Source organism: Streptomyces dioscori, from assembly GCF_003024195.1.
Lineage (GTDB): Bacteria > Actinomycetota > Actinomycetes > Streptomycetales > Streptomycetaceae > Streptomyces > Streptomyces dioscori.
The window spans coordinates 384,793-407,145 of the sequence record NZ_KZ679041.1; the positions used below are offsets into that span (position 1 = coordinate 384,793).

At 71.5% G+C, this 22,353-nt stretch carries 19 protein-coding genes; 17 read left to right on the forward strand and 2 right to left on the reverse strand.

Going from position 1 to position 22,353, the window contains the following annotated elements:
* The first annotated feature begins 152 nt into the window (after nucleotides 1-152).
* The 9 genes from C6Y14_RS12855 to C6Y14_RS12895 all read left to right on the forward strand — a co-directional run bounded on the left by C6Y14_RS12855 (nucleotide 153) and on the right by C6Y14_RS12895 (nucleotide 9,090).
* Complete coding sequence (locus tag C6Y14_RS12855) at nucleotides 153-794, forward strand: hypothetical protein (protein ID WP_107016729.1); 642 nt, start codon at nucleotides 153-155, stop codon at nucleotides 792-794.
* 164 nt (nucleotides 795-958) lie between these two features.
* Nucleotides 959-2,560, forward strand: coding sequence for an ABC transporter substrate-binding protein (locus tag C6Y14_RS12860; protein WP_107016730.1), 1,602 nt, complete (start codon nucleotides 959-961; stop codon nucleotides 2,558-2,560).
* 20 nt (nucleotides 2,561-2,580) lie between these two features.
* Nucleotides 2,581-3,549, forward strand: coding sequence for an ABC transporter permease (locus tag C6Y14_RS12865; protein WP_107016731.1), 969 nt, complete (start codon nucleotides 2,581-2,583; stop codon nucleotides 3,547-3,549).
* Nucleotides 3,550-3,581: 32 nt separating this feature from the next.
* On the forward strand, nucleotides 3,582-4,460 hold the full coding sequence (locus C6Y14_RS12870; protein ID WP_107016732.1) for an ABC transporter permease: 879 nt from the start codon (nucleotides 3,582-3,584) through the stop codon (nucleotides 4,458-4,460).
* Nucleotides 4,461-4,498: 38 nt separating this feature from the next.
* Nucleotides 4,499-5,410 (forward strand): ABC transporter ATP-binding protein, encoded by a 912-nt coding sequence (locus tag C6Y14_RS12875; protein WP_107016954.1) that lies wholly within the window; start codon nucleotides 4,499-4,501, stop codon nucleotides 5,408-5,410.
* Entirely contained in the window at nucleotides 5,403-6,098 is a 696-nt protein-coding gene (locus tag C6Y14_RS12880) for an ABC transporter ATP-binding protein (RefSeq protein WP_107016733.1), read from the forward strand. The genes C6Y14_RS12875 and C6Y14_RS12880 overlap by 8 nt, the downstream gene beginning before the upstream one ends.
* A 156-nt stretch (nucleotides 6,099-6,254) precedes the next feature.
* Nucleotides 6,255-7,553: a bifunctional 3-oxoadipate enol-lactonase/4-carboxymuconolactone decarboxylase PcaDC gene (pcaDC, locus tag C6Y14_RS12885; RefSeq protein ID WP_107016734.1), complete on the forward strand. Its 1,299-nt coding sequence runs from the start codon at nucleotides 6,255-6,257 to the stop codon at nucleotides 7,551-7,553.
* A gap of 61 nt (nucleotides 7,554-7,614) precedes the next feature.
* Nucleotides 7,615-8,250, forward strand: a complete 636-nt coding sequence (locus tag C6Y14_RS12890; protein WP_107016735.1) for an MBL fold metallo-hydrolase — start codon at nucleotides 7,615-7,617, stop codon at nucleotides 8,248-8,250.
* 60 nt (nucleotides 8,251-8,310) lie between these two features.
* Nucleotides 8,311-9,090, forward strand: coding sequence for an exodeoxyribonuclease III (locus C6Y14_RS12895; protein ID WP_107016736.1), 780 nt, complete (start codon nucleotides 8,311-8,313; stop codon nucleotides 9,088-9,090).
* Between the two features lie 189 nt (nucleotides 9,091-9,279).
* Here C6Y14_RS12895 and C6Y14_RS12900 read toward each other — a convergent pair whose 3' ends face one another.
* Nucleotides 9,280-11,151 (reverse strand): SGNH/GDSL hydrolase family protein, encoded by a 1,872-nt coding sequence (locus C6Y14_RS12900; RefSeq protein WP_107016737.1) that lies wholly within the window; start codon nucleotides 11,149-11,151, stop codon nucleotides 9,280-9,282.
* A gap of 152 nt (nucleotides 11,152-11,303) precedes the next feature.
* Between C6Y14_RS12900 and C6Y14_RS12905 the strand changes: the two genes are divergently transcribed.
* Both C6Y14_RS12905 and C6Y14_RS12910 read left to right on the forward strand, forming a co-directional pair.
* Entirely contained in the window at nucleotides 11,304-11,744 is a 441-nt protein-coding gene (locus C6Y14_RS12905; protein ID WP_107016738.1) for a DUF6278 family protein, read from the forward strand.
* A gap of 127 nt (nucleotides 11,745-11,871) precedes the next feature.
* The gene (locus tag C6Y14_RS12910) at nucleotides 11,872-12,615 is read left to right on the forward strand and encodes an amino acid ABC transporter ATP-binding protein (protein WP_107016739.1); all 744 of its coding nucleotides are present in this window, start codon (nucleotides 11,872-11,874) and stop codon (nucleotides 12,613-12,615) included.
* A 346-nt stretch (nucleotides 12,616-12,961) separates the two neighbouring features.
* On the opposite strand, the gene C6Y14_RS12915 is transcribed toward C6Y14_RS12910, so the two are convergent.
* The gene (locus C6Y14_RS12915; RefSeq protein ID WP_199854719.1) at nucleotides 12,962-13,720 is read right to left on the reverse strand and encodes a hypothetical protein; all 759 of its coding nucleotides are present in this window, start codon (nucleotides 13,718-13,720) and stop codon (nucleotides 12,962-12,964) included.
* Between the two features lie 104 nt (nucleotides 13,721-13,824).
* Here C6Y14_RS12915 and ggt point away from each other — a divergent pair, with 104 nt between their 5' ends.
* From ggt to C6Y14_RS12945, 6 genes are all read left to right on the forward strand, one after another.
* Complete coding sequence (gene ggt, locus C6Y14_RS12920) at nucleotides 13,825-15,636, forward strand: gamma-glutamyltransferase (protein ID WP_107016740.1); 1,812 nt, start codon at nucleotides 13,825-13,827, stop codon at nucleotides 15,634-15,636.
* 135 nt (nucleotides 15,637-15,771) lie between these two features.
* Complete coding sequence (locus C6Y14_RS12925) at nucleotides 15,772-17,391, forward strand: hypothetical protein (protein WP_107016741.1); 1,620 nt, start codon at nucleotides 15,772-15,774, stop codon at nucleotides 17,389-17,391.
* 167 nt (nucleotides 17,392-17,558) lie between these two features.
* Complete coding sequence (locus C6Y14_RS12930) at nucleotides 17,559-18,401, forward strand: nitrilase-related carbon-nitrogen hydrolase (protein WP_107016742.1); 843 nt, start codon at nucleotides 17,559-17,561, stop codon at nucleotides 18,399-18,401.
* Nucleotides 18,398-19,690, forward strand: a complete 1,293-nt coding sequence (locus C6Y14_RS12935) for an aspartate aminotransferase family protein (protein ID WP_107016743.1) — start codon at nucleotides 18,398-18,400, stop codon at nucleotides 19,688-19,690. The genes C6Y14_RS12930 and C6Y14_RS12935 overlap by 4 nt, the downstream gene beginning before the upstream one ends.
* Nucleotides 19,691-19,768: 78 nt before the next feature.
* Nucleotides 19,769-21,349: a PucR family transcriptional regulator gene (locus C6Y14_RS12940; protein WP_107016744.1), complete on the forward strand. Its 1,581-nt coding sequence runs from the start codon at nucleotides 19,769-19,771 to the stop codon at nucleotides 21,347-21,349.
* A gap of 155 nt (nucleotides 21,350-21,504) precedes the next feature.
* Nucleotides 21,505-22,347, forward strand: coding sequence for a nitrilase-related carbon-nitrogen hydrolase (locus C6Y14_RS12945; protein WP_107016745.1), 843 nt, complete (start codon nucleotides 21,505-21,507; stop codon nucleotides 22,345-22,347).
* Nucleotides 22,348-22,353: the final 6 nt, after the last annotated feature.

Below are 22,353 nucleotides of genomic sequence, written 5' to 3' on the forward strand. Positions count from 1 at the left end.
TTCCGGTGCTTTCCCGAACGCTGTCACGACCGGATTATCGGATACCGGGTGCGGAGGTCCCGCTTCCCCGCCCCGCCGATCGCGCGACGTGCGATCAGACCCATTTCCCGGCGAATTGACCGGGTCATCGGTGAGACGATCGGAATACGAGGATGTCCACATCGACGAATCCCTACCCCAGGTCGCAGTGCTGGCTCTCGTACGAGATCCGGGACGCGGCGAACCGCAGGATCACGCAGCCGCAGGCGTGGTACACGAGCGAGAAACCGCAGGTGCGCCCCTCGCGCTGGTACGAGGGAAGGCCGGAGCCCAAGAACAGCCCCCGCGCGGGTGAGCGGCTGCACGACCACGACGCCGAGATCAAGGCGGTGAACGCGCTCGCGAACGACATCGTGAAAGCGTGGCCGGCCGCGGACACACAGGACGCGCAAACCTGGCAGAACATCGCGAACGGTTTTACGGGCGATGTCTACCTCGGATGTTCGCAAGGGCCGTGCCACTCCTGCCGGTGGGTCATCAGGCAGATCTCCAAAGACCTGTCCCAGGTCACGTTCTACGTCACCTACACGGCCAGGGACGTGAACAGGTCCGTCACGCTGAACGAAGGCTCGAAGGTTTCCCTTTACGGGGAATACGGCTACCAGATGGCCGAGATCAGCGAGACGAAGACCGCCTGGGGTGTGACGGTACAAGGCGGCACGGAACACGGATATGTAGTTCCGCGAAAGGAATTCCCGCAGGACCCGCCCGGCGGGGAACCGGTGGAGAATTTCGACGAGGGCCGCGTCGGATGAGTTCTCCGCGCGCCACCGGCCGGTAGAGCGGCCGGACACCAGCCCTCGGCCGGACAGTGGGCCGAGGGCTGTGCGCAGGTCGTGGACTGATGTGCGATCGGCTTGGGTAGCCCCCTGTTGCATCTGATGCGCAAGAGCATCTTGACGGCAACAAGGGGTGGTTCATGACGAGCCGATGGATACGCGGCACAGTCGTCGCCGCGGCGATGGCCTGCGGGGCCGCCGCGTGCTCGGCGCCCGGTGACGGGTCCGGCGGTGGCGGGTCCGCCGACTCGGTGGTGATCGGGGTGGCCTCGGAGCCGGACACCCTGAGCCCTCTGCTCGGCTACGGCAAGGACGGCAACTCCAAGATCTTCGACGGGCTGCTCGCCCGGGACGCCGACCTGAAGCTCAGGCCCGCGCTGGCGAAGGCACTGCCCGAGGTCGGCGACGACGGCCTGACCTACACCTACACCCTGCGCGACGGGGTCGAGTTCAGCGACGGCGAACCGCTCACCGCCGCCGACGTGGTCTTCACGTACGAGACCGTCCTCGACGAGAGGACCAACAACACCTCCCGCAGCGAACTCGACGCCGTCAAGGAGGTGCGGGCCGACGGCGCCGACAAGGTCGTCTTCACGCTCAAGTACCCCTACGCGCCCTTCGCCGGCCGCACGGTCCTGCCCATCGTCCCCGAGCACGTTGCCGGCGACCAGGACCCCAACACCGGCTCCTTCAACACCGAGCCGATCGGCACCGGCCCGTACGTCCTCGCCGCCTGGAGCAAGGGCGAGAAGCTCACCTTCAAGGCCAACCCCCGGTACTGGGGCGGCGCGCCGAAGGTGAAGACGGTCACCATGGCCGTCGTCGAGGACGACGACGTACGCGCCACCCGGCTGCGCTCCGGCGACCTGGACGGCGCGATCCTCCCGCCGAACCTCGCCGCCGCCCACAAGAACAACAGCGGTGAGAAGTCCCGTGGTGTCAGGACCTACGAGGCCAGGTCCTACGACTTCCGCACCGTCACCCTGCCCACGGGGAACGAGGTCACCGGCGACCGGGCGATCCGCCGGGCCCTGGACGCCGCCGTGGACCGCGAGGCCATGGCGGCCAAGATCCTCGACGGCGCGGGCCGCCCCGCGTACGGGCCGCTGCCCGTCGACGACCCGTGGTTCGCGAAGGGCATCGAACGCCCCCAGGACCTGGACAGGGCCAAGGCGATCCTGGACCGGGCGGGCTGGCGGGCCGCCGCGGACGGAGTCCGCACCAAGAACGGCCTGCGCGCCGCCTTCACCCTCTTCTACCCCTCCGGCGACAAGGTCCGCCAGGACCACGCCCTCGCCTACGCCTCCGACGCCAGGAAGGCCGGTATCGACGTGACGGCCGAGAGCGCCACCTGGGAGGTCATCGAACCGCGGATGAAGGACGACGCGGTCCTCGCCGGCGGCGGCAGCACCGGCGACCCCGACTTCGGCCTCTACACACTCCTGCACTCCTCGCTGGCCGGGAACGGCTTCAACAACATGGGTCACTACGACAACCCGGCCGTGGACAAGGCCCTCGACACCGGCCGCCGCAGCCAGGACGAGACGACGCGCAGGACGGCGTACGACACGCTCCAGCGGGAGCTGGTGAAGGACCCCGGCTCCACCTTCCTCACTCACATCGACCACGTCTACGTCCTCGCCGACCGCTGGCAGGGCCTGACCACCCAACTGGAGCCGCACGAGCACGGATTCGCCAGCGGCCCCTGGTGGAACATCGAGGACTGGCGGCCCGCGCAGTGAGCCGACCGCCCTGGGGGGCCATGGCCCGGCTGGCCGGGCGGCGGTCCCTGTTCGCCGCCCCGGTCCTGCTGGCCGTCACCTTCGGCATGTTCGCGATCGCCGCCGCCTCCCCCTTCGACCCGGTACGGGCCTACGCGGGCACCGCCGCCCTCGGCGCCGACCGCCAGACCCTGGACCGGCTCCGGACCAACCTCGGTGTGGACCGGCCCTTCGCCGAACGCTGGTGGGACTGGCTGACCTCCGCGCTCACCGGCGACCTCGGCCAGTCCAGCGTGATGCGCCAGCCGGTGGCCGACGTGATCGGCGAACGCCTGCTGTGGTCCACGCTGTTGTGCACGGTGGCGTTCGCCGCGGCCGTCCTGGTGGGCACACTGCTCGGAGTGCTCGCCGCCCGTCGCCAGGGCGGATGGTTCGACCGTACGGTCACCTCGCTCGCCTACACCCTCTCGGCCGCCCCGGTGTTCTGGACCGCCCTGCTCGCCATCTGGCTGTTCGCCCTCCGGCTGGACCTCCTGCCGGCGGGCGGCCTGACCGACACCGCCAGCGAACACGTCACCCCCGGTCAGGTGGCGAGCCACCTCGTCCTGCCCGCCGGAGTCCTCGCCGTCTCCCAACTCCCGTGGTTCACCCTCTACGTCCGCCAGGGTGTCGCCGACGCCCTGGCGGAGGACCCGGTACGCGGCGCCCGTGCCCGGGGCCTGAGCGAACACACCGTCCTGCTCGGCCACGCCCTGCGCTCCGGGCTGCTCCCGGTCCTCACCCTCATCGGCTCCCGGCTGCCCGAACTCATCACCGGCGCCCTGCTGGTGGAGAGCGTCTTCAGCTGGCCCGGCATCGCGGCGGCCACCGTGGAGGCGGCCACCGCCGTCGACTTCCCGCTCCTCGCCGCACTCACCGCGCTGGCCACCGTCGCCGTCCTGGCCGGCAACCTGCTCGCGGACCTGCTCTACGGACTCTTCGACCCGAGGGTGAAACTCAGTGAGATGTGACTCCCCGACGCCCGAGACCGGAGCCGACCGCCATGGCTGAGACGGCAGTCGGGCCCAAGTGGCGTTCGTACGGCACCCGCCGCCGCTCCACCCGCACCCTCCGGGTACGCGCCTCCGTGACCCTCGTCCTCGTGACGGTCCTCGCGGTCCTGCTCGTACCGCCGCTCGTCCAACTCGACCAACAGGCGGTCGACTTGGCCGCCAAGTTGCAACCGCCGTCCTGGGCACACCCGTTCGGCACCGACGACGTCGGCCGCGACCTGCTGCTGCGCTGTGTGTACGGCCTGCGCGTCTCCCTGCTCGTCGGCGTCACGGCCGCCCTGACGGCGACCGTCATCGGAACGGCCGTCGGCGCCGCGGCCGGAGCACTGGGCGGCTGGGCCGACCGGGCCGTCATGCGGCTGGTCGACACCTTCTCGTCCGTCCCGCATCTGCTCCTCGGCATCTTCATCGTCGCCATGTTCCGTCCCGGCGTCTGGCCGGTGGTGGTCTCGGTCGGCCTCACCCACTGGCTGTCGACCGCCCGGATCGTCCGCGCCGAGGTGCTGTCCCTGCGCTCACGCCCGTACATCGACGCGGCGCTCTCCGGCGGCGCGTCACGACTGCGCATCGCCGTACGCCATCTGCTGCCCGCCGTACTGCCCCAGGCCGCGCTCGCCGCCGTACTCATGGTGCCGCACGCCATGTGGCACGAGTCCGCCCTGTCCTTCCTCGGGCTCGGCCTGCCCTCCCACCTCGCGAGCCTCGGCAACCTCATCCAGAACGCCCGCGGCTCGCTGCTCGCCGGCCAGTGGTGGCCGACCCTCTACCCCGGCCTGTTCCTCATCGTCCCCACCCTCGCCATCGCCGGCCTCGCCGGAGCCTGGCGCGAGCGGATCAACCCGCGCCGCCGATCGGAGCTGATGCTGTGACCGTGCTGTCCGTACGAGGCCTGTCGGTGCGCTTCCTCATGCCGGGCGGACGCCGTGTCGCCGCCGTCACCGACGCGCACTTCGACGTGGCGGCGGGGGAGTGCCTGGCCCTGATCGGCGAGAGCGGCTGCGGAAAGTCGGTCCTCGTCTCCGCGCTCCTCGGCCTGCTCCCCGCCAACGCCCAGGCCGCGGGCGAGGCACGCCTCGGCGACCTCGACCTGCTCGCGGCCGACGAGCGCACCCTGGCCCGTACGGTCCGGGGCCGCCGTATCGGCCTCATACCGCAGAGCCCGGCCGCCCACCTGACCCCCGTCCGCACGATCCGCTCCCAACTGCAGGAAGCCGTAGCCCAGTTGACGGGGGTCCGCGGCCGGGCGGCCCTGCGCTCCGCCGCCGAGGAGGCCGCCGCGCGTGCCGCGTTCCCCGCGGACCACCTCGACCGCCACCCGCACGAACTCTCCGGCGGCCTCGCCCAGCGCGCCGCCACCGCCCTCGCCCTCGTCGGTGAGGCGCCACTGCTCCTCGCCGACGAGCCAACCACCGGGCTCGACCGCGACCTCGTGGACCACACCGTCGACGAACTGCGCCGCCACGTGGACACCGCCGGCCGGGCTCTGCTGGTCATCACCCACGACCTGGCGGCGGCCGAGCGCGTCGCCGACCGCGTGGCGGTCATGTACGCGGGCCGCATCGTCGAACTCACCGACGCCGAGGCGTTCTTCGGCACCCCCGGCCCCCGCCACCCCTACAGCCGCGGCCTCCTCCAGGCGCTGCCCGACCGCGCCTTCACCCCCATCCCCGGCATGCCCCCCGAACTCGGCGACCTCCCCGACGGCTGCGCCTTCGCCACCCGCTGCGACCGGGCCGCCGACACCTGCGCTACCCAACCGCCGATGACGGCGACGGTCGCCTGCCACCACCCGTACGTACCGGAGGACAGCCATGCTTGAACTACGGGCCGTCACCGCCGGATACGACCAACGCGCGCCTGTCGTAAGGGACTTCTCCCTGACCGTCGAGCCCGGCGAGGCCGTCGGCCTGCTCGGCCCCAGCGGCTGCGGCAAATCCACCCTCGCCCGCGTCGCCGCCCTGCTGCACCGCCCCGACTCCGGAACCCTGCTCCTCGACGGCGAACCCGTACGCCACTGGCGCCACCGTGCCCCGCGCGAACAACGCACCGCCTTCGGGGTCGTCTTCCAGCAGCCCAGACTCGCCGCGGACCCCCGCCTGCGCCTCGCCCACCTCATCGCCGAACCCCTGCACGCCACCGGCCGGCGCAGCGAAGTACCGGACCGCGTGACGGAGTTGGCCGCGACCGTGGGCCTGACGCCCGACCTGCTGACCCGCCGCCCGCACGAGGTCAGCGACGGCCAGCTGCAACGCGCCTGCCTGGCCCGCGCCCTCGTCCTGCGCCCCCGCTGGCTGATCTGCGACGAGATGACCGCCATGCTCGACGCCTCCACCGGCGCCGCGCTGGTCGCCGCGGTGGAGACCTACAGGTCCACCACCGGCGCGGGCCTGCTCGCCGTCGGCCACGACCGGACACTCCTCAACCGCTGGTGCGGTCGCACGGTCCACTGGGAGGCGCTGCAACCGCCACGAGCCCCGGAAGCCTCCCAGGGTCCCTCTGTACGATGACGCGCGGTGCGGCCGGTGTGCCGGTGTTCCCGCCGCGCGGCGAGATGTGAAGGCCGGTGCGGAGGATCTCCGCGAGGCTGACACAACGTGGGACGCCCTGCACGGGGATCCGACCCAAGTGCGTGAGAAATCGTGAGATGTGGGAGCGTGAGTCGGGTGAGAGACGCACAGACCAACACCCTTCAATACCGCTTTGACGGGCCGGAAGACGCACCTGTCCTGATCTTGGGTCCCTCACTGGGCACCACCTGGCACATGTGGGACCGGCAGGTCCCCGAGCTGGCCAAGCAGTGGCGGGTCTTCCGCTTCGACCTGCCCGGCCACGGCGGCGCACCCGCGCACCCGACCGGCTCGGTCACCGAGCTCGCCGAACGGCTGCTCGCCACCCTCGACGGGCTCGGCGTGCAGCGGTTCGGCTACGCGGGCTGCGCGCTCGGCGGCGCCGTGGGCGCCGAGCTGGCCCTGCGCCGCCCCGACCGCGTCGCCTCGCTCACGCTGATCGCCGCCTCCCCCCGCTTCGGCACGGCCGACGAGTTCCGGCAGCGCGGTGTGATCGTCCGTTCGAACGGCCTGGACCCCATCGCGCGGTCGTCCCCCGAGCGCTGGTTCACGACCGGGTTCGCCGCGGCACAGCCCGCGATCACCGAGTGGGCCGTACAGATGGTGCGCACCACCGACCCGGGCTGCTACATCGCCGCCTGCGAGGCGCTCGCCGCGTTCGACATCCGCGCCGACCTCGGCCGCATCGGTGTGCCCACGCTCGTCCTGGTCGGTTCGGACGACCAGGTGACCGGCCCCGCCGAGGCCCGCACCCTGGTCGCCGGGATACCCGACGCCCGCCTCGCGGTGGTGCCCGGCGCCTCCCACCTGGTCCCCGTCGAGCAGCCCGCCGCGGTCACGGACCTCCTCGTACGGCACTTCTCCACGGCCTGGCAGCAGCCCGCCTACGACTCGTCCACGGGGCAGATGTCGGTCGTGGTCCCGCAGGCGAGCCCCGTGCTCTCCGTGCCGCAGCAGGCGGCACCCGTCGCCGAGATCGCCCCGGCCCCCCAGCCCGAGGCGCTGACGGGCCGGGCCGATCCGTACGACGCGGGCATCAAGGTCCGCCGCGAGGTGCTCGGGGACGCCCACGTGGACCGGGCGCTCGCCCAGGCCGACGCGTTCTCCGGGGACTTCCAGGAGTTCATCACGCGCTACGCGTGGGGCGAGATCTGGGACCGGCCGGGCCTCGACCGGCGCTCGCGCAGCTGTGTGACCCTCACCGCCCTGGTCGCGGGCGGCCACCTCGACGAGCTGGCCTTCCACACCCGGGCCGCCCTCCGTAACGGGCTCACCCCCGTCGAGATCAAGGAAGTACTCCTCCAGGCGGCCGTCTACTGCGGCGTACCGGCCGCGAACAGCGCCTTCAAGGTGGCCCAGCAGGTCATCCGCGAGGAGACCACCCCACAGGAGTGAGCGGCGGGAAAGGGGCCCCTCGGGTGGGCCCGCCCCGACGGGCGGAGGCAGGATGGAAGGCATGAGGTTCACAAAGAAGTCGCATGCCTGCGTCCGCCTGGAGAAGGACGGCCGCGTACTCGTCATCGATCCCGGTGTCTTCAGCGAGGAGGACGCCGCGGTCGGCGCGGACGCGATCCTCGTCACGCACGAGCACCCCGACCACTTCAGCGAAGGGCATCTGCGGGCCGGTCTGGAGGCCAACCCGCAGGCGGAGATCTGGACCCTGAAGTCGGTCGCCGACCAGCTCTCGGCCGCGTTCCCGGGCCGGGTGCACACCGTCGGCCACGGCGACACGTTCACCGCCGCGGGCTTCGACGTACAGGTCCACGGCGAGCTGCACGCCGTGATCCACCCGGACATCCCGCGCATCACGAACGTCGGCTACCTCGTCGACGGCGGGCGCGTCTTCCACCCCGGCGACGCGCTCACCCTCCCCGACCACCCGGTCGAGACGCTGCTGCTGCCCGTCCAGGCCCCCTGGAGCAAGATCTCCGAGGTCATCGACTACGTCAGGGAGGTCAAGCCGCAGCGCGCGTACGACATCCACGACGCCCTGCTCACGGACCTCGCGCGCCCCGCCTACGACCGCCAGATCGGCACGCTGGGCGGCTCCGAGCACCTGAGGCTGGCCCCGGGCGAGACCGCCGACCTCTGAGCGGCCGCCCCCCGAGTGCCCGACCCCCGACTGTCAGAGGCGCCCGGTAGGTTGTGGGGCATGCGTATCGCCACCTGGAACGTGAACTCGATCACCGCCCGTCTCCCGAGGCTGCTGGCCTGGCTGGAGAGCAGCGGCACGGACGTGCTGTGCATCCAGGAGACGAAGACCACCGCCGAGCAGTTCCCCACCGAGGAGCTGCGCGAGCTGGGCTACGAGTCCGCGGTGAACGCGACGGGCCGGTGGAACGGCGTGGCGGTGGTGTCCCGGGTGGGCCTGGAGGACATCGTGCGGGGCCTGCCCGGCGACCCCGGGTACGAGGGCACCGAGGAGCCCCGCGCGGTCTCCGCGACCTGCGGCCCGGTCCGCGTCTGGTCGGTCTACGTGCCGAACGGCCGCGAGGTGGACCACCCGCACTACGCGTACAAGCTCCAGTGGTTCGAGGCCCTGAAGACGGCCGTCGCGGGCGACGCGGCCGGCAGCCGCCCGTTCGCGGTGCTGGGCGACTACAACGTGGCTCCGACGGACGACGACGTCTTCGACCGGTCCGTCTTCGAGGGCTCCACGCACGTCACGGAGCCCGAGCGCGCCGCGCTCACCGCCCTGCGCGGGACGGGCCTGTCGGACGTGGTCCCGCGCCCCCTGAAGTACGACCACCCGTTCACGTACTGGGACTACCGCCAGCTCGGCTTCCCCAAGAACCGGGGCATGCGCATCGACCTGGTCTACGGCAACGCCCCCTTCGCCAAGGCGGTCACGGACGCCTACGTGGACCGGGAGGAACGCAAGGGCAAGGGAGCCTCGGACCACGCCCCGGTGGTAGTGGACCTGGACGTCTAGCCCCACGAGGGGCGCCCCTTCGGGGGTGCCCCGTCGGGGGCGCGGGGAACGGCGCGCCCAGCCCCCGACGGACCCGCACCCGACGACGCCCTAAGGGGCGCGGGGAACTGCGCGACCAGCCCCCACGGACCCGCACCCGAACAGCGACAGGACCTGCCCAAAATCCGCCCCGCCCCTCCCAAAGATCCCCTACAACAACCCCAGATCCACAGAGGCAGCCAGCGCAGCGAGCCCCGCATCCCCAGGATGCAGATGATCCCCACTGTCGTAGACAGACAACATCCGCGCGGGATCCCCCGGATCCCGCAACACCGCGTCGAAGTCGAGCACCCCGTCGACCCCGGCATCCACCGCCCCGGACCGAATCCACCGGTTCACAGCGCTCCGCCGAGCATCGACCTCGGCGGTGCACCGCGCTTCCCCCGCACAGGGCACGATCGTCGCGACCAGCACCCGTAGCCCCCGCCCGCGCGCCCGCTCGGTGATCTCCCGCAGCCCGTCCACGACCTGCTCGGCACTCGCACCCCAGCGGACGTCGTTGATCCCCTGGAAGACGACGATCGTACGCGCCGACGTCTGCGCGAGGACATCCCGGTCGAGGCGGTGCAGCGCACTCACCCCGCCCGTGTCGGCGGAGACACCGTCACCGACATACCGGTCGGTGACCACACGATTCGCCGAGATCCCCTGGTTGAGCACCCCATGGTGCGGCACCACACTCTGCTCCCGGAGCCGGTCGGCCAGCAGATCGGGCCAGCGCCGGTTCGCGTCCCGCGTCGACTTCTCCCCGTCGGTGATCGAGTCCCCGAGCACCACGACGGACCCCGGCCCGCCATCTGACCCGCCACCTGATCCGCCGCCCGGCTCGCCGCCGGACTCGTCACCGACGTCGACACCGGTCAGCAGCGGCCAGTTGAGGATCGTCGAGGTGTACGCGTCCGGGGCGGCGTCCCCGGCATGGTCGCCGGGCTCGCTGACGTACGACTGCTGGACGGCGAGGCTGTGCACGGGCGCCGCCGCTACCGTTCCCGGCAGGTGGAAGCTCACGAGGAGGTTGCCGTCCGCGGGCACGTCGAAGCCCAGCGGATCACTGAACGCCTGCGCTCCCGCGGGGATCTCGGTGCCCCCGGACCCCCCGAAGGACAGCGGCACGGGAGCGCCGCGCGGGCTCGCCCCGGACGCCTGCACCGCGACCGTCGCGCTCCCGATCCGTACGGGCGCGGCCGCGAAGGTGTTGTCGAGCCGGATCCGTACCCGTGGCCCGCCCGCCGAGGTGTGCACCACCAGCCGCAGGGTCCGGTCCGTCCACGGCCCGACGGCCGGGTAGCCGGAGGTCGAAGCGGCCCAACTCCCGGTCCAGCCGGGGCTGTCGGAGCGTACCGACAGGGCGAACACATGCAGGTCGCCGTTGTCCGGCAGCTCCACGGAGCCCACCGAGCGGCCTCGGGTGAGCGGCACGGTCACCACGTACAGCCGTGCCTTCTCGGCGAGTTGACCGCCGGGGGTGTTGACGTGGGGGAGGGCCACGGCCTTGGTGGCGAGCGGGCCGCCGCGCCAGTCCGGCGCGCTCAGCCGGTACGAGGAGCTGGACCCGTCGAGGTACCGCACCACGCCCGTGCCGCTCTCCTCGCCGCCGCCCGTGCCCGCGACCAGGAAGGCGAGCGCGTCACCGTGGCCGCGTACCCGTACGGACTGTCCGGCCGCGCGTACGTTGTCGGGCCCGCCCGGTGTCCGGCGGGGCCAGGTCAGCCGGGCGCCCTGGACCGTCAGTGAGCGTCCCGGTGTCCAGCCGGCGGCGGTCAGGTCCTGCGCCGACAGGGACCGGCCCGAGCCGTCGAAGTCGGCCCCGGCGGGGCGTGCGTCGTCGCTCACGGCCGTGTTGTCGAAGAGCCGCTCCAGGGACGGCGGCCGCTCCCTGGCCTGTGACGCGGCCGTAGCACGGACCGCGTCCGCCTGAGGAAGCGCGGTCTTCGCCGGGACCGCAGCCGTCGCCGGGACCGCGGCCGTCAGTACGGACAGCACGGTCAGGGCGACGGTGGTGCTCCACACACGTCGGCGCACACCGACTCCTCCCGCTCAGGATGCACCGTGAAGCTAAGGAGACGACGAGGTCCCGTCAATGAGGCAGGCGCCAACTGCGTGCGAACTCCCTGGGAACAGGCGTTCCGCGCGCCCTGTGGTGCGGTGGGCGATACGGATGAAAGGCTGGGTGTATGAACATCCCTTTCCTGGGCAACTGGCGCAAGAAGCGAGGCCCCGCCCAAGGGGTCGCGGTCTTCTCGGACAGCGAGAGCGACCACGAGGGGGTGGCCGAACTGCTCTCCGAATGCGAACTGCTTCGCTCCCAGGCCCATCAGGCGGGGATCGAACTGGACGACACCGTCGCCTCGTTGGAGGCACTCGACCAACTGCTGCCACGCTGGCGCGACGACGAGGAGAGCCTGCCCTGGCTCGGCAACGACGCTGGCCTCTACCTCGGCACGGTCATCATCCGTACGGTGCCCGGCGCGCTCTGGGAGGTGTGGCCCAACGGCCGGCCCGTGGTGCGGCTGGTCTCGGGCCGGGAGATCGACGTGGTGGTGTCGGGTCATGAATGGGCGGCCAGCGGGGTTCCCGAACTCTCCCAGCTGTACGCCGAGGTCGCGGAGGCGTGAAGCCCTGGCCCACGCCGGCGGAGTAAATACGGCTAATGCCCGAAAAGTGCGTGTCGCGCATTAAGTCCATCCTCGTCTGGATAGTTTGCCGCAATCGCGACACTGCTGAGAGTGGGTAGGGCTGAGCATGGCCGTCGATCCGTTGATCGAGCTGCGACACGTCAACAAGTACTTCGGAGAGCTGCATGTCCTGCAGGACATCGATCTCACCGTCGGCAAGGGGGAGGTGGTCGTGGTCATCGGCCCCTCGGGGTCGGGCAAGTCGACCCTCTGCAGGGCGATCAACCGTCTGGAGCCCGTCGAATCGGGTGAGATCAGACTGGACGGACAGCCGCTGGCCGAGGAGGGCAGGGAACTCGCGAGACTCCGTGCCGAGATCGGGATGGTCTTCCAGTCCTTCAACCTCTTCGCGCACAAGACGGTCCTGCAGAACGTCTCACTGGCGCAGACGAAGGTACGCGGCCGGAAGAAGGCGCAGGCCGACAAGCGCTCGCTCGAACTCCTCGACCGGGTGGGACTCGCCTCGCAGGCGCCGAAGTACCCGGCACAGCTCTCCGGCGGTCAGCAGCAACGCGTGGCCATCGCCCGCGCCCTCGCGATGGATCCCAAGGCCCTCCTGTTCGACGAGCCGACCTCGGCGCTCGACCCGGAGATGATCAACGAGGTTCTGGAGGTCATGCAACAGCTCGCGCGCGACGGTATGACGATGGTCGTCGTCACCCACGAGATGGGCTTCGCGCGTTCGGCGGCCGACCGGGTCGTCTTCATGGCCGACGGCCGCATCGTCGAGGACCGCACCCCCGAGGAGTTCTTCACCGACCCACGCAGCGACCGTGCCAAGGATTTTCTCTCCAAGATCCTCACACACTGAGCGGGGGAGCGTGATCATGACCCGTACGGCACGGGCGGCACGTGTACGCCCTGAACCCGCGTCGGTTGTGCGCCTCGGCGCCGGTGAGGGCTTCCGCCATGCCGGGGGACGGGCCGCGCCCGGTCTCGACTACGCTTTGTCGTTCGTCCCCGCGGTGACAGAGGCTGTCGAAGGCGCCTCGGCCGACCCAGGGACGCTGCTGCCGGGCACGCGGTAGCGAGGGGCAATGGCCCGTCCGGCGGCAGCCGGGGATCACTGCGCACGCAGCGGGACCGACGAGTACGTCGGCCGCTGGTGAACAGAAGGTCAGCTGCGCCGGTCGGGTTGTGCTCCCCTCGGCACCGCCCTACTGCCCGGCACGATGGGTGGTCCTGGTGGCCCCCTCGGGCAGGGAGGTCTGCGCCGCGCGGGTGACATCGGCGACCAGCTCGACGACATCCGGCCCGTACGCCTGGGAGTTCACGACCTTCAGCAGGAGCGCGAAGGAGTTGTCGCCGTGCTTGCGGTACAGCCGCTCGTGGTTGCGGGCCAGATAGCGGGTCGCCGCCTGGTTGGTGATCGCGCGCTGCCCGCAGAAGAGGAACACGGGCCTGCCGAGGCCCGGCTGCCCGGCGGTCAGCCGCGCGAGCAGGACGTACTCGGCCACCCCGGGCTGCATACGGTGGCGCTCGCTGCCTATCTGGAACGCCAGGCGGTCCGGACCCGGCTCCGGATCGACGTTCACGCGCACGCCCGGCAGCATGGCCTGCATATGGGCGGCCATACGGCGGTTGGACCCAGGTCCGCCGACACAGAACTCCGTGCGTTCCCCGAAGCCCTGCCGGGCCGCGTCCTGGGTGATCACGTCGGCGTGCGCGTTGCAGTCCTTGATGAGCGCGGACAGCTCCAGGAGTGCGAACACGTCGTAGCGGTGCACGGCCAGATCGGGGCTGCCGGCGTCGCGGTTGACCACGAGCAGCGACTCGGAGTGGTCGGGCAGCCCGAAGAAGGCCTGCTTGCGGCGGAGCTTGCGCTTCCACAGGTACGTCCGGGCGAGCCAGCCCAGCGAGGCGCTGAGGCCCGCCGCGATCACTCCGAGGACGATGTTGCGCACGTCGTCAGTCATGGGCGCGCATGTTAGCGGGCAAGCGCATCGGTGTTCGAGAGGCACCTGACGCGGCCATGCGGAGGAAGTTACGCTGCGCGGGGAATCGCTGACTGGAGGTACTGATGGGGCGCTCGGTCGCGCGGAGACTTGCTGTGCTGGCGGTGTCGGCCGCTGTGGTGTCGGTGGGGGCGGCACCGCCCTCCTCGGGGACCGGCGGGAACGGGTCCGGCCCGGCCGAGAAGGTGCCGGTGGCCGTCGGCTACGGCGGAGCCGTCGCGAGCGTCGACGCGGACGCCTCGGCCGCCGGTGTGGAGATCCTCCGCAAGGGCGGCAACGCGGTGGACGCGGCCGTCGCCACGGCGGCGGCCCTCGGCGTCACCGAGCCGTACTCGTCGGGCATCGGCGGAGGCGGCTACTTCGTCTACTACGACGCCAAGTCCCGTACGGTGCACACGATCGACGGGCGCGAGACGGCGCCCCTGTCGGCCGACTCGGGGCTCTTCCTGGAGAACGGCCAGCCGATCCCGTTCGCCGACGCGGTGACCAGCGGCCTGGGTGTGGGCACGCCCGGTACGCCCGCCACCTGGCAGACGGCGCTGGACAGTTGGGGCAGCGAGCGGCTCGGGCCGCTGCTGAAGCCCGCGGAGCGGCTGGCGCGGGACGGGTTCACCGTCGACGACACGTTCCGCTCGCAGACCGCGTCCAACGAGGCGCGGTTCAGGAACTTCCCCGACACGGCGGACCTGTTCCTGCCGGGCGGCGCGCTGCCGGTGGTCGGCTCGACGTTCAGGAACCCCGATCTGGCCCGAACGTACCGGGAGTTGGGCCGCAAGGGGGCGAGCGCCCTGTACCGCGGCGAACTGGCCGAGGACATCGTCGACACGGTCAACGAGCCGCCGGTGGACCCCGCTTCGGAGTACAACGCCCGCCCGGGTGACCTGACGCTGAAGGACCTGGCGAAGTACCGCGCGAAGCGGCAGGCGCCCACGAAGACCTCGTACCGCGGTCTGGGTGTCTACTCCATCGCGCCCTCCTCCTCCGGCGGCACCACGGTCGGTGAGGCGCTCAACATCCTTGAGAACACCGACCTTTCGAAGGCCTCCGACGTCCAGTACCTGCACCGGTACATCGAGGCGAGCCGGATCGCCTTCGCGGACCGGGGCCGCTGGGTGGGCGACCCCGCCTTCGAGGACGTACCGACGAAGGAACTGCTGTCGCAGCGGTTCGCCGACTCGCGCGAGTGCCTGATCAAGGACGACGCGGTGCTCACGAGCCCGCTGGCGCCGGGCGACCCGCGCGACCCGGCGGCGTGCGCGACCGGAGGGAAGGCCGCGCCGACGACGTACGAGGGCGAGAACACGACCCATCTGACGGCGGCCGACAAGTGGGGCAACGTCGTCGCCTACACGCTCACCATCGAGCAGACCGGTGGCAGCGGGATCACCGTCCCGGGCCGCGGGTTCCTCCTCAACAACGAGCTGACCGACTTCTCCTTCGCCCCGGCGAGCCCGGCCGTGCACGACCCGAACCTGCCCGGGCCCGGCAAGCGCCCGCGCTCGTCGATCTCGCCGACGATCGTGCTCGACCGCCACGCGCAGCCGGTGGTGGCGCTCGGCTCACCCGGTGGCGCGACCATCGTCACGACCGTGCTGCAGACGCTGACGGGCTTCCTCGACCGGGGCCTGCCGCTCGTCGACGCGATCGCCGCCCCGCGGGCCAGTCAGCGCAACCAGACGACCACCGAGCTCGAACCCGGCCTGTGGAACGACCCGTTGAGGACCCAGCTGGAAGGCATCGGCCACGGCTTCCGCCAGAACCCGGAGATCGGCGCGGCGACGGGAGTCCAACGCCTCCCGAACGGCAAGTGGCTGGCAGCCGCGGAAACCGTACGCAGGGGCGGCGGCTCGGCGATGGTGGTGCGACCTGCGCCGTAGGGACACTCTCACCTCACGTTCCGGGGTGGTAACCACACTCTGCGTCCAGGTCGAAAACTCGTCGTAGTGTTTCCGTAACACCAATGGTGTTTTCTGGCAGATTGGAGTACTCCGGTCCGGCGTGGGGTGAACGCAATGACAGTGGAACAACTCCCGGACCAGGTACGGGAGTTCGCGCACTACCTCAGCGGCCTGCTGTCCCGGCTCGATCAGGGCGGCGGCTGGTGCGGTGTGTTCTGGCAGCGTGACCCCGACGGCATGCGGGCCTGCCTGGAGGGCTGGGAAGTGCCGCCCTGGGACGTCGTGGAGGCCATCCTCCAGGATCTGGGCGCCGAGTACGGCGACCGGGCCGCGGCGCTGGAGACCGAGCGGGCCAGGGCCCTGCACGCCGCCTCCCTCGCCGCGTACGACGCGCGGCCCGGTGGCCGTGACGCTCTCGGGGACCGGCTCGACGTCATGCTGCGTGAACAGCGTTACGCCGCCGAACGGCTCACGGAGCTGGGGCGTTCGCTTCCCGAGGTCACCACCCAGGAGGAAGGCGACTCCCTCCGCCTCGATCTCGCCTGGGCCCGCGACGACCACGACCGCGCGACCGCCCGTTGCGCCGAGATCCGCGCCCGCATCGACGAGTTGGACCGGCGGGCGATGGACGCGCATGTCCGCGGCGGGAGCGGCGGCGGTGATCCCGTCCGAACGGCCGTCCAGGAGGCCGTCCCGCGGCTGGGCGTGCAGCGGGCGGCGCCGGACGAGGACGACTGGCCCGACCTCTGGCGCGACGCCTCCGCGAACCGGGCCGCACGGCAGGATGCGGCGGCGCAGGCATCCCGCGCCGGTTCCGCCCAGGAAGCCGCGGCGGCACACCCAGAAGCGACCGAAGCACCCGACGCGCACGCATCCCATCTGGCTCCTGAAGCGTCCGGAGCCACCGAGCACCCGGCCCCTCCCGAAACCCCCGCGCCCAAGCAGCGCTCCAAACGCCGCCTCCGAGGAGGCGCCCGGGGCAGCGCCCGCTTCGCCGGCATGACGGACGCGAAGACGGATCCGGATGCGGGCACGGACACAGGCACAGGTGCGGGCACGGCAGGGGGCGCGAGCAGCCCCGTATCCCCCGGGCCGCCGGTGCCGCGGCCCGCGGACCGGACCCCGCGCGGCGCCCGGTTCGCGGGAGGTGCCGAGGAGAGCGGGGGCGGGGGGCCGCGGGCGCCGCGCCGCGAGCCGTTGGACGACGACGCGCGGCGGACCACCGTCGAGACCGTCGCCACGCTCGTGCGGCTGAGGGGCGAAGGCCGTACCGGCGAGGCGCACGCCGTACTCGTCGAGGCCGCGCACTGGCCCGCGGCCCGCTTCCCGCTCCTCGCCGCCGAGCTGCACCGCGCCGGACTCGACGCCGACTGGGCCTCCCTCCTCTGGGAGGCGGTCTCGCTGCCCGCCGACCGGCTGGTCGCCGCGGCCGACGCGCTGGTGGCGGCCGGACGCACCGCGGACGGCCGGCAGATGCTGCGGCAGGGCGTCGCCCGCCCGGCCCCCGAGATAGGCGAGGCGGTCCTGGGCCTCGTCGAGGAGGGGCGGCACCGCGAGGTCCGCGCCCTGCTGGACGCGTACGTCCGGGTCCGCACCCCGGAGGAAGCCGCCCGCAGTATCGACGCCGACCCGCAGTTCCTCGCCCCGCTGCTCCTGGAGGCGGCGCGCGAGGTCTCGGAACAGCGCTACTGGGATCTGATCCACGCGCTGCGCGTCGCCGGCTACACGGCCTGAGGCGGAACACGGCGTCCCGATCACCCACAGGGGTGTGAAACATGATCGACTCCGCCGGTTAACGACGATGGTCTTGCCCAGGGCTGCGCCGAGGCTTACTTTCAGGGCTCTACGCCCAGTGTCTACGGGCGTAGAAGCTCTCTGACGTCACGTCGAAGGAGCAGCTCATGGCCCACGTCGTACGCGCCGCTCTGGTCCAGGCCACCTGGACCGGCGACACCGCATCCATGGTCGCCAAGCACGAGGAGCACGCCCGCGAGGCGGCCCGTCAGGGCGCGAAGATCATCGGATTCCAGGAAGTCTTCAACGCCCCCTACTTCTGCCAGGTCCAGGAGCCCGAGCACTACCGCTGGGCGGAACCCGTACCGGACGGCCCGACCGTCACCCGGATGCGGGAACTCGCCCGCGAGACCGGCATGGTCGTCGTGGTCCCGGTCTTCGAGGTCGAACAGTCCGGCTTCTACTTCAACACCGCCGCGGTCATCGACGCCGACGGCACGTACCTCGGCAAGTACCGAAAGCACCACATCCCCCAGGTCAAGGGCTTCTGGGAGAAGTACTACTTCAAACCCGGCAACCTCGGCTGGCCCGTCTTCGACACCGCGGTCGGCAAGGTCGGCGTCTACATCTGCTACGACCGCCACTTCCCGGAGGGCTGGCGCCAGCTCGGCCTGAACGGCGCCCAGCTCGTCTACAACCCGTCGGCGACCTCCCGCGGCCTGTCCGCCCACCTGTGGCAGCTGGAGCAGCCCGCGGCGGCCGTCGCCAACGAGTACTTCATCGCCGCGATCAACCGGGTCGGCGAGGAGGAGTACGGGGACAACGACTTCTACGGGACGTCGTACTTCGTCGACCCGCGCGGCCAGTTCGTCGGCGAGCCCGCGAGCGACAAGAGCGAGGAACTCGTCGTCCGCGACCTGGACCTGGACCTGATCGAGGAAGTACGGCAGCAGTGGGCGTTCTACCGGGACCGCCGCCCCGACGCGTACGAAGGGCTGGTGCAGCCGTGACCGAGGACCTGCTGGGCCGTCACCGGGCCGTTCTGCCCGACTGGCTCGCCCTCTACTACGCGGACCCGCTGGAGCTCACCCACGGCGAGGGCCGCCACGTCTGGGACGCCGCGGGCACCAAGTACCTCGACTTCTTCGGCGGCATCCTCACCACGATGACCGCGCACGCCCTGCCCGAGGTCACGAAGGCCGTCAGCGAGCAGGCCGGGCGGATCAACCACTCCTCCACGCTCTACCTCAACCGGCCGATGGTCGACCTGGCCGAGCGGATCGCCACACTGTCCGGCATCCCGGACGCACGCGTCTTCTTCACCACCTCGGGCACCGAGGCCAACGACACCGCGCTGCTCCTGGCCACCGCGTACCGCGGCGGCAACCAGATCCTGGCGATGCGCAACAGCTACCACGGCCGTTCGTTCAGCGCGGTCGGCATCACCGGCAACAAGGGCTGGTCACCGACCAGCCTGTCGCCCCTCCAGACGCTGTACGTGCACGGCGGCGTCCGCACCCGCGGCCCGTACGCCGATCTCGACGACGCCGACTTCATCGCGGCCTGCGTCGCCGACCTGAAGGACCTGCTCGGGCATGTGCGCGCGCCCGCCGCCCTGATCGCCGAACCCGTCCAGGGCGTCGGCGGCTTCACCTCACCACCGGACGGCCTGTACGCGGCCTTCCGCGAGGTCCTCGCCGAGCGCGGCATCCTGTGGATCGCCGACGAGGTGCAGACCGGCTGGGGCCGGACCGGCGACCACTTCTGGGGCTGGCAGGCCCACGGGCAGCACGGCCCGCCCGACATCCTGACCTTCGCCAAGGGCATCGGCAACGGCATGTCCATCGGCGGGGTCGTCGCCCGCGCCGAGATCATGAACTGCCTCGACTCGAACTCCATCTCCACCTTCGGCGGCACCCAGGTCACCATGGCCGCGGGCCTCGCCAACCTCACGTACCTCCTGGAACACGACCTCCAGGGCAACGCCCGCAGGGTCGGCGGACCGCTCATCGAGCGGCTGCGGGCCGTCGCCGAGCAGCTGCCGGGCGTACGGGAGGTCCGGGGCCGCGGGCTCATGATCGGCGTCGAGCTGGTGAAGCCGGGCACCGACGAGGCCGATCCGGACGCGGCGGCGGCCGTGCTCGAAGCGGCCCGCGAGGAAGGCCTGCTGATCGGCAAGGGCGGCGGTCACAACACCAGCGTCCTGCGGATCGCCCCGCCCCTGTCCCTCACCGTCGCGGAGGCCGAGGAGGGCGCCGCGATGCTGGAGCGCGCCCTGCGCAGCGGTCTGCGGCGTTGAGCCGCTGAGCCGCCGTCAGCCTCGACCGACGTCGGCTCCGAGGAGTGTTCGGCACCGCGAGATTGAAGGTTCGCCCTGATGACGACCGCCTCGGAACCCGCCCTGTCGGTCCGGCAGATCCTCGCCCTGGAGCGGGTGCTCGCCGGGGAGCCCGAGGTGGTGGCGGGCGCCGGCCAGCTCGACCGGCCCGTGCGCTGGGTGCACGTCGCCGAGGCCGCCGACGTCGGCGTGATGCTCAGCGGCGGCGAGATGGTCCTCACCACCGGCGTGCTGCTCGCGGGCGACCGGGAGGCGCAGGCCGAGTACATCCGCTCCCTGCACCGCGCGGAGGCCTCGGCCGTCGTCCTCGGACTCGGCCGGGCCTTTCCCGCGCCGCCCGAGGTGATGCGCAGGGCCGCCGAGCGGTGCGGGCTGCCGATGGTCGTCCTGCACCGCCCGTTCCCCTTCGCCGAACTCACCGAAGAGGTCCAGTCCCGGCTCGTACGAAGGAAGTTCGCGGCCGTCAGCCTCTCGGAGGCCGTACGGACCGCGCTCACCGGACTCATCACGGCCGGCGCCCCGCTGCAGCGGCTGCTCGACGAGATCGCCGGTCACAGCGCCTGCCCGGTGGTCGTCACCAATCTCGCCCACCGGGTCCTCGCCACCGCGGGGGAGCGGTCCGCCGTCGACGACGTGCTGCGCGACTGGGAGCGCATCGCCCGGCAGGCGGGCGGCCGCGAGGGCGACGGCTGGGTCCGCGCCGAACTGGGCGGACGCGGGGAGCGCTGGGGCCGCATCGTGCTCTGCGGCTACCGCGGCGACACCGCCACCGGGCGGCTCCTCGCCGACCGTGCCGCCGAGGCGCTCGTCCTGCACCGGATGCTCGGCGGTTCCGCGCACTCCTGGGAGGAGCAGTCCGCGCAGAGCCTGCTCACCGACCTGGTCTCCGGAGCCGTACCGGCCCGGCACCTGCTGCCCCGGGCCCGCGCGGCCGGACTGCCGGTCAACCGGCGGACGTTCGTGCCGCTGGCCGTACGAGGTGTCGGCGCGGCGCAACTCGCGCGCGTACTGCGGCTGTTGGGGCTCCCCGGACTCGTCGCCGAACTGGCCGACGGGGTCACCGCCGTCCTGCTGAGCCTCGCCAGGGATCAGGACGCCGAGGCACTCGCCGCACACTTCGCCACCCGGCTGCGTGCGGAACCGGGCGGCGGTGCCCCGCGCGAACAGGAGTCCGCGGTCGTCGTCGCCGCCGCGGACGCGCGGACCGGGTGGGACGACGTGCCCGCGGGTCTGCGCGAGGCCCGGCACGTGGCCGACTCGGTGGCCGAGAGCCCGGCCGACCTGGACCTGCCGGTCGTGGTCCGGCTGAGGGACGTACATCTGCGAGGTCTGGTACGGCTGTTGCGCGACGACCCGCACGTCCAGTCCTTCGCGGAAAGGGAGTTGGACGGGCTGCTGTGCGGCGCCGACGCGGAGGCGGAGCTGCTGCCGGTGCTGCGGACGTATCTCGCCACCGGCCGCAACAAGTCGCGCACCGCCCAGCTCCACCATGTCTCGCGGCCCGCGCTGTACCGGCGGCTCGAATCCATAGAGGCACGGCTCGGGGTCGACCTCGACGACTTCGAGCAGGCCGCCTCCATCCACATCGCCCTCCTCGCGCACGACGCGCAACAACGCTGAAACCTGGAACGACCTGGGAAAACGGTGGTGAAACATGGGCCTTCGCAAGGGTGACACCGTGGAACGCCACGCGCCCGCAGACGTGACACCGTGCAACTCAAAGTCCCCTTCAGGGCTTCCTAGGCTCGCGGCACACCCAGCGACCGGAGGTCCCGATGAGCAGAGTGATCCGCGCCGCCGTCTTCCAGACCGCATGGACGGGCGACAAGGAATCGATGATCCAGGTCCACGAGCAGGCGGTCCGGGACGCGGCCGCGCAGGGCGCCCAAGTCCTGTGCTTCCAGGAGCTGTTCTACGGGCCGTACTTCTGCCAGGTCCAGGACAAGGCGTTCTACGAGTACGCCGAACAGATCCCCGAGGGCCCGATCGTCCGCCGATTCCAGTCCCTGGCAGCGGAGTTGGGCATCGTCCTCGTCCTGCCGATGTACGAGGAGGAGCAGCCCGGCGTCCTCTACAACACCTCGGCGGTGATCGACGCCGACGGCTCCTACCTCGGCAAGTACCGCAAGCACCACATCCCGCAGGTCGAAGGGTTCTGGGAGAAGTTCTACTTCCGTCCCGGCAACAGCGGCTGGCCCGTCTTCGACACCGCGGTCGGCAAGGTCGGCGTCTACATCTGCTACGACCGGCACTTCCCGGAGGGCTGGCGTGCCCTCGGGCTCGCCGGGGCCGAGATCGTGTTCAACCCGTCGGCCACCTCGCGCGGCCTTTCCGCCTATCTCTGGCAGCTGGAGCAGCCGGCGGCGGCCGTCGCCAACGAGTACTTCGTGGGCGCCATCAACCGGGTGGGCGTGGAGGAACTGGGCTCCAACGACTTCTACGGCACCTCGTACTTCGTGGACCCGGAGGCGCAGTTCGTCGGAGAGGTGGCGAGCGACAAGGAGCCCGAACTCGTCGTCCGCGACCTGGACATGGAGAAACTCCGCACGGTCAGGGACCGCTGGCAGTTCTACCGCGACCGCCGCCCGGACGCGTACGAGCCCCTGACGGCTCCCTGAGGCGCC